Origin of the sequence: Bradyrhizobium lablabi (assembly GCF_018129385.1) — a bacterium.
GTDB lineage: Bacteria > Pseudomonadota > Alphaproteobacteria > Rhizobiales > Xanthobacteraceae > Bradyrhizobium > Bradyrhizobium lablabi_C.
In genome coordinates this window covers 395,488-410,031 of record NZ_JAFCLN010000002.1, presented here as the reverse complement: position 1 = coordinate 410,031, position 14,544 = coordinate 395,488, and the positions used below count along the sequence as shown (strand labels likewise).

Sequence of the window (14,544 nt, the reverse complement as noted above, 5' to 3'; positions counted from 1 at the left end):
CGCAGGCGTTGTCACTATCGAAATCGCAGTCCCAGTGCCGCCGCGACGCCTGCCCCGTAGGCAGGATCGGCCTTGGCGCAATTGTCGATGTGGCGCTGCTTCACTTCGAGGCGCGCATCGCCCATCGCTCGCGCGGTGTTCTCGAACAGAAGCTGCCGTTGGGCCGGCGTCATGAGACGGAACAGGTTGCCCGGCTGCTCGAAATGATCCTCATCGACGCGATGATCATAATGGTCTGCGCTGCCCTCCAACTTGAGAGGCGGCTCCATCAGTTCGGGGGCGTCGCCCATCCAGGCCCCGCGCGAGTTCGGCCAGTAGCTCGGCTTGCCCTCGGCATTGCCGTCGGTGCGCATCTTGCCGTCGCGATGATAGCTGTGAACCGGGCAGCGTGGCGCATTGACCGGAATGTGGTTGAAGTTGACGCCAAGCCGGTAACGCTGGGTATCGCCATAGGAGAACAGCCGCGCCTGCAGCATCCTGTCGGGCGAAAATCCGATGCCGGGCACGACGTTCGCCGGGGAGAAAGCGGCCTGCTCCACTTCAGCGAAGTAGTTGTCCGGGTAGCGGTTCAACTCCATCTCGCCGACCTCGATCAGTGGATAGTCCGCCTTTGGCCATACCTTGGTGAGATCGAATGGATTATGCCTGTGACTGCGGGCCTGCGCCTCCGTCATTACCTGGATGAACAGTGTCCATTTCGGAAAGTTGCCGCTGTCGATCGCCTCGAGCAGATCGCGGCCATGCGTCTCGCGATCGCCGGCGACCCGTGCGGCGGCCTCCTGATCGGTCAGGTTTTCGATGCCTTGCCGCGTTCGGAAGTGAAACTTGACCCAGACCCGCTCGTTCACCGCATTGATCATGGAGAACGTATGGCTGCCGAAGCCGTGCATATGCCGAAAACTTTTCGGTATGCCTCGATCCGACATCACGATCGTCACCTGGTGCAGCGCCTCCGGCAGCAGCGACCAGAAATCCCAGTTGCTGTCGGCCGAACGCAGGCCGGTACGCGGATCGCGCTTGATGGCGTGGTTCAGGTCGGGAAACCGCATGGGATCGCGGAAGAAGAACACCGGCGTGTTGTTGCCGACGATGTCCCAGTTTCCCTCTTCCGTATAGAACTTGACGGCAAACCCGCGGATATCGCGTTCGGCATCCGCCGCGCCGCGCTCACCGGCCACCGTCGAGAACCGGACGAACAGGTCGGTCTTCTTTCCGATCCCGGAAAAAATCCGCGCCTTGGTGAAACGCGTGATGTCGTGCGTCACCGTGAACGTGCCGTAGGCACCCCAGCCTTTCGCATGCATCCGGCGCTCGGGAATTACCTCCCGATCGAAATGCGCCATCTTTTCGATGAGCCAGATGTCCTGGAGGAGCGCAGGACCGCGCGGTCCGGCCGTCATCGTGTTCAGGTTGTCGACAACCGGTGCGCCGGTCGCATGGGTCATGGGAGGACGAGAATCGGTCATTGCTTGATGTCACTTCGTGTGTGGAGGACGTCGACTGCTGGGTTGCGGGCTGCTTGTAGCCTTTAGCTCGGCCAGGCCGATGCAAGGATGATCGAGCAGAAATTCTGGCGGACGTAGTTCATATCCTTGAGTGCGAGCACGTCGGCTTTCACGTTGCCGAACGTCGTCAGCGGCTTCTTGATGATTCCTCGCGCAAAGTGATCGATGATGTTTTCCTTGAAGTTCGTCTCGCGCGGATGATGTGCGCAGACATGATCGCGCTGCTCATGCGTGAAATCGTGATAGGCGATGCCCAACACGTCCATCTCGACCCCCGCGGTAACGAGCGCAATGGTCGGTCGCATGTGTTCCGGGATGCCCGGCGTCGTATGAAGCGCGATCGCGGCCCAGACATCCTCGATGTCCTGTTGGGGCACGCTATAGCTTCTGAGGAAATCGCGCGCGGCGTTCGCGCCGTCGACCTCGAACCGCAGATCGGGGCTGGAATGCGCTTCGGTCAGCCCCATGTCGTGAAACATCGCACCGATATAGAGCAACTCCGGATCGTACTTCAGCGCCTTCCTTTCGCCCGTCAAGGCGCCCCAGAAGAACACCCGGCGGCTGTGATTGTAGAGCAGATCGTCCTCGGTATCGCGGATGAGCTGGGTTGCGGCGCGCGCCATGGCGCTGTCGGGAACGCGGATACCTGCAATGAACTCGATCATCGAAACACTCCTTTCATGGGTTCGTGGAGGCCCGGATGGCTGGAGATCCGGCCCATTGTCGAGAGCGGCGGTCTGTCTTGTTATGGAGATTTCGGCGCGCGATCGCACTAACGCTTGCCCGTCGGATCGGGACAATGGCACACCGTTTCCAGCCAACATCGGAGGAAGGCGAAAATGGCCGGCCAGAAAGTAGGCATCGTCATTCACGAGGGCGTGCAAGCCCTCGATGTGGCAGGCCCGGTCGATGTGTTCGCTGAAGCCAACGGCTATGTCGCAGGGGACGCACAGTATGAAACGGTGTTGATCGCCGCCGACCGCAAGCCGGTTCGCGCATCGAACGGGATGCAGATGATGGCTGACCTGAGTTTCGAGGAAGCGGCCGGCGGCTTCGACATGCTGTTTGTCGCCGGCGGCCCGGCACTGCCCGACGCCGATCCGGATCCTCGCTTTACCGAGTGGCTGCGCGAGGCGCCATGGCGCGCCAGCATCTATGGCTCGATCTGTACCGGCGCCTTCGCGCTCGGTCATGCCGGGCTGCTCGACGACAAACGTGCAACGACCCATTGGCAGAATGCCGCAAGGCTCGCCGCACGCTTTCCGAAAGCGCGTGTGGAGCCCGACCTGATCTATGTGCGTGATGGCCGCCTTGTCACATCGGCCGGGGTAACCGCGGGCATAGACCTGGCACTTGCGCTGGTTGGCGAGCGCCACGGCCCTGCCGTGGCTGTGGCCGTCGCCAAACGCCTCGTGGTGGTGGCACAGCGTCAGGGCGGGCAGTCGCAGTTCAGTCCGTATCTCACGGCGCCCGCCGATCCTGCTTCGCCGATCGCACGCATTCAGGATCATGTGATGGCCCATATCGGCAGCCGTCATACGCTTCAGTCGCTCGCCGAAACGGTCGGAATGAGCACGCGCAACCTCGCCCGGCATTTTGTTCGCGAGACCGGCATCACGCCGCACGAGTTCGTCGAGCGGGCGCGTGTCGATGCCGCGCGCATGCGGCTTGAAAGCAGCGACATGCCTCTCAAGGCAGTCGCCTATGACTGCGGGTTCGGCACGACTGACCGGATGCGCATCGTGTTCAGCGAACGTTTGGGTGTGACGCCGGCGCAGTATCGAGCGAGCTTTCGGCGGACCGAAGTGCAGGCTGCAGGTTCGTGATTGAAGCATGCCTCCCGCCGTCGTGACCGCGTGAGTGGAGAGGTGCTTCCTGTCGAAGATTGCGATCGGCACTGCCTGCGGGGGCCATTCAGACATGGTCAGATGCTTCGCCGACCTAGAAATCGAAATCGCTGAGTTCGGGATGATCGTCGGGCCTGGGCCCTTCGGGCCACCGGAACATCCGCTGGGCTTCCAGGATGACGTGCTCGTTGATGCTGGCCACGCGCAGGCGTATCAACCCATCGCGATCGAGTTCCCAGTTCTCGTTGCCGTACGCCCGGTGCCAATCGCCGCGTTCATTGAGGTATTCGTAGCTAAACCGCACGGCTATGCGGTTGCCCGTAACGGCCCAAAGCTCGTGGATTCGGCGGTATTCCGCGAACTTCGCCCACTCGCGTCGCAGAAACGTTTCGATCGCCGCACGCCCCGAAAGAAACTCGATGCGGCTGCGCCAGAAACTGTCGATGGCATAGTCGCGGGCAACAAGCTCGGGATCGCGGATATTCCAGCTATCTTCCGAGCCGCGAACCTTTGCCGCGGCGGCCTCCCAACTGATGGATGAAACGCGAGAAGACGCCATGAACTTGCTCCAGCCAGTGACGAAAATGCTGTCACAGACTGACGCCTCGCCTGCCCGGTTGCGAGTTTATTGGTGTTACGAAGTGTGAATGCAGGCGAAGCCCGTTAGCGTCTCTACAAGTAAACTGGCATACAAGACAGGAAGACAACCTATCGGACGCCGAGGGTGTGAAGCAGATGTTCGGTCTGACGCAGGTCAGTCGTCTCGTATCCCTCCGTAAACCGTGAACGGACCTCAAAAAGGAGGGATCGTGCCTCATCGGCGCGCTCAAGATCCGTCCATAAGCGAGCCAATGCGATTGCGGCGCGCAATTCCCATCCCGGGGCAGCTTGCCGACGGGCGCAATCGAGCGAAGCGGTGAGAGAGGCCTCTGCAGACCTCCAGTTTTCACGTGACGCCGCCAACTGCACCGCGGCACGGGCCCGCAACAGGTCGGGCAGCTCAAATGTCCCCGAGCCGCGCCCGGCTCCGTCCACGGCCGCATCGATGATCATTATCGCTTCTGCGGGATGCCCAGTCGCCGCCAATCCTTCCGCCAGCGCGCGTGAGAGGGTTGTTGAGAGGATATATCGCTGTTCGGTTTGCACCGTAGACAGCGCAACACGCAGGGATTCGACCCCGGCGCTGGTCTCGCCACGCGCCAGCATGGCTTCGCCTCGCAAGCCGAGGCCGCCGGCCTGATACATCGTTAGCGAGTACCTGCTAGCCTGTGCAATGAGCCGGTCGATGAGTTGCTCGGCTGTTTGATAATCGCCGCGCCAGATGAAGACCGGTGTGGCGTACATCAGGCAGATGCAAAGCGAAACAGGATGACCGAGCCGTTCGGCAACTTCGATGCCCTGGCGGGCGATTTCGGAAGCCTGATCGGCAAAACCACGCAACCACAGCGTCCGTGCATAGCCGATCAAGGCCCTGACCTGATGATCATATCCGAAGGAGTGCACTTTGCTCACGCCGGCTGTCGCGGCACGCCGGAAACCGTTCTCATAACTATGCTGCGCAAGAGCCTGGCTTCCGATGAGATGATGAGTAGCTCCTAACATCCACTGGGCGGTAACGATCTCGTGGTCACCACGAAGCTCTCCGGCGGTGGCGGCATAGCGTTCGGCGGCCGCGAGGGCAGCGCCATGATCGGCAAGCCGCGTCCGGAAAAGATTAAGGCCTGCCAGAAATTCCAGCTGATACTCGGTATCCCCCAGGGAATCGGCTAGCGCCAATCCACGTTCCAGCGCCGATCCGACTTCAGTGCTGTCGCTGTGACCGTGGTTCGATGCGGTGGCAAGCGACAGCAAGAGGCTCAATTCGAGCCGGGTCCCAAGATGCTCGCCCGACAACGCATTCATTGTCTCCAGGCACCAGTGCCTGCACTCACGCAGCATCGACATGCCGAGAAGCAGAGGAACAGCGCCCGAGGCGAGCGCCACCCCGACTGAAGCGTCGCCGGTATCCGAAAAGCTCCATTCCAGCGCGGCCCTGATGTCGCCGATCTGCCGCGCGTGAGCCGTCAAATCGCGATCCCTCCGGACGGGAGCCCGAACGGCTGCCAAACGTTCTGCAAAGTGCAGGGCATGGCGCCTGGCGACCGCGTCGGCCTCGCCCCGTTCGGTCAACTTGGCTGCGGCGTAGGTTCGGGTCGTGTCGAGCAGACGGTAGATATTGTCGCGTTCCGACCGATTTACCGAGATCAATGATTTGTCGATCAGGCTCGCTATCGCACCGATGATGGAGCATGCGTCCCGATCCATGTCCGACGCGATTGCCTGCGCCATTTCGAGTTCGAAGGCGCCCACGAAAATAGACAGCGCACATAGAACGGCCTGCTCGTCTTCCGACAACAGATCGTAACTCCAGTCGAGCATTGCCTGAAGCGTCTGATGGCGCGGCGCGCCGAGACGCTTCTGCCAGGCAAGCATCAACCGGTCGCCGATCAATTGAGCGAGACCGTTGATGCCGTAGGTGCTGGTCCTGCTTGCTGTCAGTTCGATCGCCAGTGGCATGCCGTCCAGCTGGCGGCAGATTTCTGAAACAAGCGGCGCGTCCTCGTCGGATAGACCAAGCCGATATCCGCCGGCGGCGGCCCGATCCATGAAAAGCTGCACGGCCGGTGACGCCAACGCTGAAGCGGCCGAGAGGCTCGCCTCTCCTGACGGGGTATCCAAGGCCTGGAGCAAGTGGACATGCTCGCCTTCCACCCGGAGCGACTCGCGCGAAGTCGCGATGATATGGACGAGCGGCGCCTCACGGCATAGTCCTTCCGCCAGCGCCGCTACGGAGTCGATGACGTGTTCGCAACTGTCGAGCACGAGCAGCACGCGCTTGTCCGCCGCGAAGGCGAGTAGGCGCGGCAGCGATTCCTGGACCTGCTCCAGACAGCCGATCGCCGATGCCACGGCCGGCACCACCAGCACGCCATTCTTGAGAGCGCCGAGATCCACAAAGCAGATGGCATTGCCAAATTCGGCGGCGATTTCGTGCGCAACAGCGATGGCGACCGTTGTCTTGCCGACGCCGCCTGGCCCCACAATGCTGACGAAACGTTGAAACGTGACTTGGGCGCGCAACGCATCGATGGTCTCGTTGCGGCCGACCATCCGAAGCAATCGCACCGGAAGGGTTTCGCCCTGGATGCTCCAGGCTGGCGCGGCAGCCGGCATGCTGTCCGGCGCCGAACGCTGGACCGATCCCACGAAACAATATCCCCTGCCGGGCACATTGGTGATGTAACGCGCGCCCTCGCGGCCATCGCCGAGCGCACGGCGAAGTCCCGCCATATGAACCCGGAGACTGGTCTCTTCGACAACGACGTCAGGCCAAGCCCGTGTGACCAACTCCTTGTGGCTGACGACTTCGCCTGCCCGCTCGACCAGCGCGATCAGGATATCGAACGCACGGCTGCCGATCGCGACAGGCTCATTATCCTTCAGCAGCAATCGCTTCGAGACGACCAGACGGAACGGCCCGAATTGAAACACGTCGAGTTCGTCGGATCGTTGCAGCAAATTCGACCTTCGAAATATGCGCGCCGCATGCACCCCGGTCCCGGATAACATGTTCCAATCGCAAAATGCAGCCGCTTTTTGGATGGTTTCGGCCGTGCGGGTGCACGACTGGCGCGCCGGATGGCACTACGGTTCCCGCTTCAACTTGACGAAAAGTTTCCGTGTGATGCCAGCGTCGGCGGAAGGTTAAGTCATAAACGAGTCCCGAGTTCTCCCGGCTCTGCTCGCCTCGTGGCGGACATGGGGATCATCGTCCAAGTACCGCGAGGCCGGCCTCGGCAATTTGTACATCGTGTTCCGGAGTATCAAAGCTTGCACCGATGCCACCGATGACCTGCCCATCGACAACGATGGGAAGTCCGCCCTTCATCTCGACGAATTTGTGAGCTGTCACGGCCGCGATGCGGCCCTGATTGATCGCGTTTTCGAGCGCTTCGGTCGGCTTCTTGAACAAAGCGGCAGCTCGCGCCTTCCCGGGCGCCAGATCAACGCTCGCGAGATAGGCTGCGTTATCCATGCGCACGAGGACAATCGGCCAGCCACCATCGTCGACGATAGCGATCACGCCTGCGATATGATTGCGTTCAGCCTCCGCCTTGGCGGCTGCCGCCATGTTCAGTGCCGTAGCCAGTGTGAGGACCTTCTTGTCCATGAACTGGGCCATCGCCGCAGGGATTTTCGCCACCACCACAAGTGCAACGATCACGACCGCAACCTGTATTGCCCTCATAATCTGTCCTTCCTCTCTTTACGCGCTCAAACGCTCTTAAGAACGTTCACATTCATCTCAATGTTTCCGGGTAGGCAATGAGGTCGCTGCGCACCGCGACGACTACGGCTTTAGCAGTAACTTCGAGACCGGATCGAGGAACGTGAAATTGCATAAAACGGCGAGAGGTGTGGTGAAGGACTGATATATCCCGCTGCCTGAGTGAACAGCCACGTACAAACGAGCAGCGATCCGCTATTCCCGCCGGGGCATCACTCTCGATGCAGCGATCAGAACGTCTATGGACGGCATGGCCCATCCTGTCAGGAGAGAGGATTCCGGTCGTGCTGCCGATTGAGCTCGTCGAGCTATCCATGACCAAGCGCGATGTTTCGTAGACGCAGAATGTTCACGCGACCTGGCCCAAAAACAAGGCTACGACAGAGGCTGGCGATACCGGTCCGTGAAACCCTGCAGCGTGCACCCGCTGAGGATTCCTGCACCGATGACCGCAAAAGCCGGTGCATTACTATCGCCGGTCGCAGTAATGAGCCATGTTGCGACGGCCGGCGCAAAGGCGCCGATGACACCCGCTACACCATATGTCAGCGACACGGAAGCGGCTCGCGCTCGTGTAGGAAACTGCTCCGCAAGTGCCGGGAAGAGCGGCCCTACGTACAGTGCAATCAGCACTCCGAATCCTGACTGGACGAGCGCAAGAAGTGCGACCGATGGCATGGTCGTCAGAAGGACGAAAGCGGGATAGGTCACCAGCAGAAAGCCGGCGATCGAAATCCACAGCAGCGGCTTGCGGCCAAATCGATCCGACGCAGCGCCGGCCAGCGGTGTACAGGCGATCGTCACGCTCGTCGCAACGACGGTTGCGAGCAACGCCCCGGAGCTGGCGATCCCGAGCTTCTGCACCGCAAAACTCGGCATGTAGACGAACAGCACGCTGCCCGCAGTGACGTAGAGCAGCAGCATGCCAATGGCACGGAACATCGGCCGGATTACGCCAGTTGCAATAGCAGCGGCCGCCTCCATACGCTCCCTGGATTTTTCAAGGAACATATCCGGCTCTTGCAGATTCGCCCGAATATAGAGCGCAGCAGGCACGATGGTCAAACCGAACACGAATGGCAGGCGCCAACCACCTCCCGCTATCTGCTCCGGCGTCATGACCAGATTCATTACCATCACGACCGATGCCGCGAGCACGAAACCGATCTGCTGGCTCGATGCGTTCAAGCTTGTGTACAGCCCTCTTGATCGTGCGGGCGCGCTCTCGACGAGGAGAGCCGTCGCGCTGCCGATCTCGCCCGCCCCCGAAAACCCCTGCAGCAAACGCGCAATCAGAATGATCGACGGCGCCCACACCCCGATCGTTTCATAGGTAGGTGCAAACGCGGTCAGTGCCGTACCAAGCCCCATGATGAGCATTGCAAGATAAAGCGCCGCCGCGCGGCCGACGCGATCCGCATAGGTGCCCAGGATGATCGCCCCGACCGGCCGCATCGCCAGCCCTGCTCCGTAGGTGACGAAGGCCAGGATCAGGGAAGTGACCTCGTTCCCGGTTGGAAAGAACAACCTTGCCATGGTCAGCGCGAGTACACCGTAGGCAAAGTTATCGTACCACTCCAGCAGGTTTCCGATCGTGGCGGCGGCGATGATCCGCCGATGCCGAATGTCGAGCGGCTGAATTGCTGGAGTGATGATGAGTTCCGGACTGGACATGTAGAAAGCCGTGCGTCGCGGCGCATTCAATTCTTTCGTGCGGTGACACTATCGATCACGTGCCGGCGACGCAATTTGGCTAACTTCAATTTTGTCAAATAGCCCGATTTCAAGAACGAACGCGCAGGGAGCGACGCGTGAAATCCCGGCCTTCGCTCAATCGCGCTTCAGGCCGATCGATTTGATGATCGGGCCCAGACGGAAAAATTCGTCCTCGACCAGCCGCTGGAATTGGTCCGGGCCCGAATGGGCATCAGGCTCCAGGCCCTGAGCGCGGTAAGCTTCCTGTAGTTTCGAATCTGCCACGGCGAGACGGGTCGCTCCGGCGATCCGATCGACAATCACATCCGGCGTTGCCTTGGGTGCAAACAAGCCAAACCATCCGGCATACGCAAGATCGGGCATGCCGGCCTCGATCACGGTCGGAATTTCCTGCGCGCCACTCAGTCGCTTTTCACTGGTCACCGCGAGTATTCGAATCTTGCCCGCTTCGCCCAACTGTAGCAACTGGGCGGACACGACGGCGATCACGAGGGCGATCTGTCCGCTGATCAGATCGTTGGTAGCCGGCCCCATGCCCCGATATGGAATGTGCACCAGATCGAGTGAGCCCGATTGCTGCTTGAATATTTCGCCGATCAAATGATTGCCCGTACCCACTCCCGGCGTTCCGTAGGAAAGCGTGCCCGGATTGGCCCTCGTGTAAGCAATCAGCCCTTGCAGATCCCTTACCGGCAGCGACGGATGAACCGCGAAAGCGAGCGTGCTGGTGATCAACCGGTAGATGGCGCGGAAATCGCGGATGCCATCGTAGGCAGGACGGGCCGAAGTCAGGGGAATCATGACATGGGTGCTGCCATTGCCGAGCAGCAGCGAGTAGCCGTCAGGCGCGCTCTGTGCGACGGCCGCGCTGCCCACCGCGCCGCCGCCGCCGCCGATATTCTCGACATAGGTTGGGCCCAGCAGCGCTTCCATTTTGTCGGCCCACGGGCGGCCGATCTGGTCGCCCGCGGCGCCTGCTGTGTAGGGGATCACCAGACGGATGGGACGCGAGGGGTAGTTATCGGCGCTTGCGCCTCGCGGCATGGCGAGCAGCGCAGCACCACTCGCGGCCCTTTCAAGGAGCTGTCGTCGTGAAAGCAAAGGCATTTTGCAAGACTAGCACAAGGCGAGGAGCAGATTTGCGAACCTTCTCGGATTGAGCAGAACAAAAGAGGGCCGATGGCAACTGCCATCGGCCCAGGTAGACCTGAAGGGGAAAGCAAGATCCCTGAGCGTCTCGGGGGGAGAGACAGGCGCTCAAAACAGGTCGTCACGCTCGCATCGATCAAGGGGGGCGAGGAAGCGTGACGCCAGTAACCTACAAGGGGCGCGCGGTCCCTTCTTGTACAAAATTGCGTCCACGCGCACGTGTTTATGCAGCTCCCGGAAATCAACAATCCGCCAGATCACAGCAACGTTGCTTGATTCCGAGATCAAGCGTTCGATCATCTCCGACACCCCCTTATGGCGGCTGAGCGACCGCAATCATACTTTCTCCCTGGAAGGTGTCGCGTCATGACGTCGAGAACTGCCCTTGCCGTTGGTCTTGCGTGCGTCATGGCAGCCGCATGCTCCTCGGTATCCCATGCGACCTCCGGCGCTGCAGTCCAGGCGCGTCAATCGGCCGAGCCATTCGGCCTGATCGTTCTTCCGTTGACTGACGAGCAGTTGAAGAAAAAATGGTCGGCGCTCGCGCACGACCTCGGCGATGACAAAGTCCAGCTTGCACTGTGCGATGGCGACCGCACCGGTTGTGCTTCGTCATCCGCCATCAACTTTCTTGCGATCGTCGACAGGGCGAAAAAGCGTGATGGTCTCGCGCGCGTCGGCGAAATCAACCGGTCGGTCAACCTTGCCATCCGCCCCGTGAGCGATCTTGCGCAATATGGTCTGTTCGACGCCTGGAAATCTGCGCTGGTCACGTTCTTCAGGGGCGCCGGCGATTGCGAGGACTACGCGGTCGCCAAATATGTCGCCCTGCGGGAAGCCGGCGTGCCCGCGGACAAACTGCGGATCGTCATCGTACGCGACGAGCTTCGGGGGGGAGACCACGCGGTCGCCGCCATCTGGTTCGACGGACGCTGGCTCATCCTCGACAACCGCCGCATGGCGATCGTGGAGGACAGCTATGCCCGGCACTATCGCCCGCTATTTGTCTTCAACGAAGACGGAATATGGAAATACGAGCGAGGCTCGACGTTCCATGCGGCGAGGCGTGCAGGATGGGAAGTCGCCACGAGCACAGGCCCGGGGAAAGCGAGCTTTGCCTTCAGTGCAGCCGGAATTGCCATCGAGTGGAGCAAAAAGCCTGATACGGCCGATGTTGCGACGCGCCCTGCCCGGCCTCGCGAAGCCGCCACGGTCACCGTCTCAATGCGGCCTGCCGAGCACGAACGCAAAGGGCACGACAAAAAGCTCCGCACCGACCTTGTCGGTGACGTGCACGACCCAACTGCGCCAGTCTTCAGCGCTGCGTGTCATGATGAGCGAACGAACCACGCCCGTGGCATGGTCACGTGCTTCGTTCAGGTCGTCGACCGCGGTGCCGCTTTGATCGACTAGCACGCCTTGCGCGTGAGAGCAGTGGAAATAGAGCTGGGTCATGTTTCATCTCCAACTGCACGAGGCGGACGGTTGCAGACGCGTCCGCGGCTCGTGCCAATTACGGAATTGACCAACGGTAGTGGCGGGGCGACATCCCGACATGCTGACGGAATCTGCGGGCGCAATGGCTCTGATCGGCAAAGCCGGCCGCCAGCGCGATCTCGGAAAGCGACATGTCGGTGCCCGATAGAAGCTGCATCGTCCGCTCGACCCGGCGCCTGATCAGGTAATCGTGCGGGGTCACGCCGACGGATTGCTTGAAGGCGCGGACGAAATAGCAGACCGAAAGATTTGCGAGGGCAGCCAGCGCTTCGACGCTGATCCGTTTTTCGATGTGGGCATCGATGTGCTCGCGCACCCGCCTTACGACCCTCGGCGGCAGCCCGCCGCGGGCAAAGGCCTTGGACGGAACGGCTCCTTCCCTGTCCGCCTGATCTCCGACCACCAGCCGCAGCTGCAAGGGTTCGCTCTGACCGTCGGCGATGGTCGCGTGAAACGGCACGGCAGACTGTTCGTTCCGATATCCTTCCGCGAGCTTGAGCATGAATAGATCCCTTTCAGAGCGTTTGGGTTTGCTTCAATAGCGGTATCCGAGCGAGCAACCGTCCTGCATGTTGCGAACTAAGGCCGGCTCATTTGTCATCGTAGCGAAACAATGGATCGACTCACCCTGCTGCGGCAATTGTGCGTGCGGTTTAGTCGCCCCACCCATTGGTATGGTCCGGGGATCCATTGCTGCAAAGCGCGCGCGTTCCACACAAGCCGGCCGGCTGTAGCGGCGCTGACTGCCGCGACTTTTCAGAGCTCGGGTTGTCAATTCGCACGCTTTTGTCGGATGCGGTGACATGGCGCGCCTACGTTGCCGCCCGGATCAAGGCGCGCGCGACGATCTCGCTCGATGCGGCGTTTTGTCCGGTGATCCAACTGCCGTCCTGAACCAGATGCGGCATGCAGTCTGGTCCGCTCGTGTAGAACGCTCCAAGCGAGGTGAACTCGCGCTCGAGCGAGAGTGCATCTGGCGGCATGTCGTAGATGGCATCCTCCGCCTGGTTCGGAGCGGTGATTCCGCGCCCCTTGGCGAGCGGCACCGAGTCGGGCCCGCGAACGTGCAACAGCGCGGCCGTGCCATGCCCGACGAAGGCGCAGGGACGGCGCAACTCATGCAGCCTGAGGATCAGGCTGTGAGCGGCCGGATCATTTGCGAGATCCCACAGCGCGCCGCAGCCTTCCGAAAAGTAGACCGCCGCAAAATCGGCGGCACATACTTGTGACAGCGCCAGGGCGTCCGCGAACTCTTCGCGCGCGGTCCGATCGGAATGAAACCGTTGCAAGATATCAGGCGCCTCGCTGCGGCAATTGCAGAGATTGTCGATCGGCGCCTGGCCGCCCAGCGGCGAACAGATGGTCACATCGAAGCCGGCATCCACGCAGGCGTAATATCCATACGCAAAGCTCGACAGGCAGACGCCCGTCTTGCGCCTGGAATCTCCCAGACGATCATGTGACGTCAAAACGATGAGGGCATGCATTTGGCGACCTGCGGACAACATTCGGCTTTGCTTGCACGACAGTGGGTCCGCGGCCGCGATTTGAATAGGAAGCCGCGCGCCGGATTTGTATAAAACGCGCGAAGTTCTTCATCCTTTGCTTTAACAACGCCGTAACCGGCTGGAATCGCTGACGATTCGTCCCGAAAGCGAAAGTCGGATTTAACAATACTTAACGAGCAGCAACGCCCGTCCTGAGCGATGCTGCAACTCGGCGGAAATCACCATCGCCTGCCGAGGAGCTGCCCCGTGAACGCCCCCGTTGCTTCCGACCTGTTGCAATCCGTTACCCTTCCGCTCGGCGGGCAAGACCCCCACGCCGCAGCGATGGCCGATGTCGTCGCCAGGCTGCTTCGTGCAGGGCTGAAGGCTCTCGACACCGATCAGGAAGCCGCCGCCCAGATCATCGCAAAGGCCTGCGCGGTGCTCGAGGCGTCTGCGGTGACGGACGGGATCATCGACCGCACCGCCCCGGCCACGGTGTCGGGCGGACTGACGCCGTGGCAGATTCAGCGGATCAAGGTCCATGTCGAGGAGAATTTGGGCAGCAGCATAGCGGTGACGGAGCTCGCCAGTGTCGCGCATCTTGGCCCGAGCCACTTCCGGCGCGCCTTCAAGAAGAGCCTCGGTGTCAGCCCGCATGCATTCGTCGTCGAACGTCGCGTCAGGCGCGCGCAGCAATTGATGCTGGGAACGGATCAGCCCTTGTCGGAAATTGCCTTGCAGGTCGGCTTTGCGGATCAGGCCCATCTGACCACGCGATTTCATCGTGTCGTCGGCAAGACGCCCGGCGCCTGGCGCCGTGAACGGGGTTGTGCCGGCGACAGGCGACAGGCGTTGAATGAAAATCGGCCTAGCGCGGCGTCCGACCGGCCCGGCCTGGTCGGCTAGAGCATGATCCGGACCCGCAGGGCCGCGTCAGCGCAAAGTGGACACCGGTTTTCCCTGCGACAAACGCGAAGCGTTTACGCGGAGATCATGCTCAAACAAAAAAGATA

General features: G+C 61.2%; 12 protein-coding genes and 1 pseudogene. 3 read left to right on the top strand and 10 right to left on the bottom strand.

The features are described from left to right. Window positions 1-14 precede the first annotated feature (14 nt). Together JQ628_RS05460 and JQ628_RS05455 are read right to left on the bottom strand one after the other, a co-directional pair. A complete protein-coding gene (locus JQ628_RS05460; protein ID WP_212220425.1) occupies window positions 15-1,466 on the bottom strand; it encodes a catalase in 1,452 nt (483 codons plus the stop codon). Between the two features lie 62 nt (window positions 1,467-1,528). After that, window positions 1,529-2,170, bottom strand: a complete 642-nt coding sequence (locus JQ628_RS05455; protein ID WP_212220422.1) for an HD domain-containing protein — start codon at window positions 2,168-2,170, stop codon at window positions 1,529-1,531. Between the two features lie 174 nt (window positions 2,171-2,344). On the opposite strand from JQ628_RS05455, the gene JQ628_RS05450 reads away from it, so the two are divergent. Beyond that, window positions 2,345-3,331: a GlxA family transcriptional regulator gene (locus tag JQ628_RS05450; protein WP_212220420.1), complete on the top strand. Its 987-nt coding sequence runs from the start codon at window positions 2,345-2,347 to the stop codon at window positions 3,329-3,331. Between the two features lie 115 nt (window positions 3,332-3,446). Here the strand turns inward: JQ628_RS05450 and JQ628_RS05445 are convergent, their stop codons facing one another. The 5 genes from JQ628_RS05445 to JQ628_RS05425 form a co-directional block, all read right to left on the bottom strand. Next, window positions 3,447-3,911 (bottom strand): DUF1348 family protein, encoded by a 465-nt coding sequence (locus tag JQ628_RS05445; protein ID WP_212220416.1) that lies wholly within the window; start codon window positions 3,909-3,911, stop codon window positions 3,447-3,449. Window positions 3,912-4,060: 149 nt separating this feature from the next. Next, window positions 4,061-6,910 (bottom strand): ATP-binding protein, encoded by a 2,850-nt coding sequence (locus JQ628_RS05440; RefSeq protein ID WP_212220412.1) that lies wholly within the window; start codon window positions 6,908-6,910, stop codon window positions 4,061-4,063. A 247-nt stretch (window positions 6,911-7,157) separates the two neighbouring features. Further along, entirely contained in the window at window positions 7,158-7,616 is a 459-nt protein-coding gene (locus JQ628_RS05435) for a GlcG/HbpS family heme-binding protein (protein ID WP_349628020.1), read from the bottom strand. A 438-nt stretch (window positions 7,617-8,054) separates the two neighbouring features. Beyond that, window positions 8,055-9,353, bottom strand: a complete 1,299-nt coding sequence (locus JQ628_RS05430) for an MFS transporter (protein ID WP_212220405.1) — start codon at window positions 9,351-9,353, stop codon at window positions 8,055-8,057. A 156-nt stretch (window positions 9,354-9,509) separates the two neighbouring features. Beyond that, window positions 9,510-10,502: a Bug family tripartite tricarboxylate transporter substrate binding protein gene (locus tag JQ628_RS05425; RefSeq protein ID WP_212220402.1), complete on the bottom strand. Its 993-nt coding sequence runs from the start codon at window positions 10,500-10,502 to the stop codon at window positions 9,510-9,512. A gap of 357 nt (window positions 10,503-10,859) precedes the next feature. On the opposite strand from JQ628_RS05425, the pseudogene JQ628_RS05420 reads away from it, so the two are divergent. After that, window positions 10,860-11,504, top strand: a pseudogene (locus tag JQ628_RS05420) (transglutaminase-like cysteine peptidase); the annotation flags it as partial. A gap of 261 nt (window positions 11,505-11,765) precedes the next feature. Here JQ628_RS05420 and JQ628_RS34440 read toward each other — a convergent pair. The 3 genes from JQ628_RS34440 to JQ628_RS05410 form a co-directional block, all read right to left on the bottom strand. Next, on the bottom strand, window positions 11,766-11,999 hold the full coding sequence (locus JQ628_RS34440) for a DUF6894 family protein (RefSeq protein WP_249127494.1): 234 nt from the start codon (window positions 11,997-11,999) through the stop codon (window positions 11,766-11,768). Between the two features lie 58 nt (window positions 12,000-12,057). Further along, on the bottom strand, window positions 12,058-12,543 hold the full coding sequence (locus tag JQ628_RS05415) for a helix-turn-helix domain-containing protein (protein ID WP_212220399.1): 486 nt from the start codon (window positions 12,541-12,543) through the stop codon (window positions 12,058-12,060). A 310-nt stretch (window positions 12,544-12,853) separates the two neighbouring features. Then, window positions 12,854-13,528: a type 1 glutamine amidotransferase domain-containing protein gene (locus JQ628_RS05410; protein WP_212220396.1), complete on the bottom strand. Its 675-nt coding sequence runs from the start codon at window positions 13,526-13,528 to the stop codon at window positions 12,854-12,856. A gap of 267 nt (window positions 13,529-13,795) precedes the next feature. Here JQ628_RS05410 and JQ628_RS05405 point away from each other — a divergent pair, with 267 nt between their 5' ends. After that, on the top strand, window positions 13,796-14,437 hold the full coding sequence (locus JQ628_RS05405) for a helix-turn-helix domain-containing protein (protein WP_212220393.1): 642 nt from the start codon (window positions 13,796-13,798) through the stop codon (window positions 14,435-14,437). The last annotated feature ends 107 nt before the right edge of the window (window positions 14,438-14,544 follow it).

What these genes read in the sequence shown, in the direction of transcription:
- JQ628_RS05460 (WP_212220425.1), bottom strand. Translation starts at nt 1,466, where the DNA reads ATGACCGATTCTCGTCCTCCCATGACCCATGCGACCGGCGCACCGGTT.
- JQ628_RS05455 (WP_212220422.1), bottom strand. Translation starts at nt 2,170, where the DNA reads ATGATCGAGTTCATTGCAGGTATCCGCGTTCCCGACAGCGCCATGGCG.
- JQ628_RS05450 (WP_212220420.1), top strand. Translation starts at nt 2,345, where the DNA reads ATGGCCGGCCAGAAAGTAGGCATCGTCATTCACGAGGGCGTGCAAGCC.
- JQ628_RS05445 (WP_212220416.1), bottom strand. Translation starts at nt 3,911, where the DNA reads ATGGCGTCTTCTCGCGTTTCATCCATCAGTTGGGAGGCCGCCGCGGCA.
- JQ628_RS05430 (WP_212220405.1), bottom strand. Translation starts at nt 9,353, where the DNA reads ATGTCCAGTCCGGAACTCATCATCACTCCAGCAATTCAGCCGCTCGAC.
- JQ628_RS05425 (WP_212220402.1), bottom strand. Translation starts at nt 10,502, where the DNA reads ATGCCTTTGCTTTCACGACGACAGCTCCTTGAAAGGGCCGCGAGTGGT.
- JQ628_RS34440 (WP_249127494.1), bottom strand. Translation starts at nt 11,999, where the DNA reads ATGACCCAGCTCTATTTCCACTGCTCTCACGCGCAAGGCGTGCTAGTC.
- JQ628_RS05415 (WP_212220399.1), bottom strand. Translation starts at nt 12,543, where the DNA reads ATGCTCAAGCTCGCGGAAGGATATCGGAACGAACAGTCTGCCGTGCCG.
- JQ628_RS05410 (WP_212220396.1), bottom strand. Translation starts at nt 13,528, where the DNA reads ATGCATGCCCTCATCGTTTTGACGTCACATGATCGTCTGGGAGATTCC.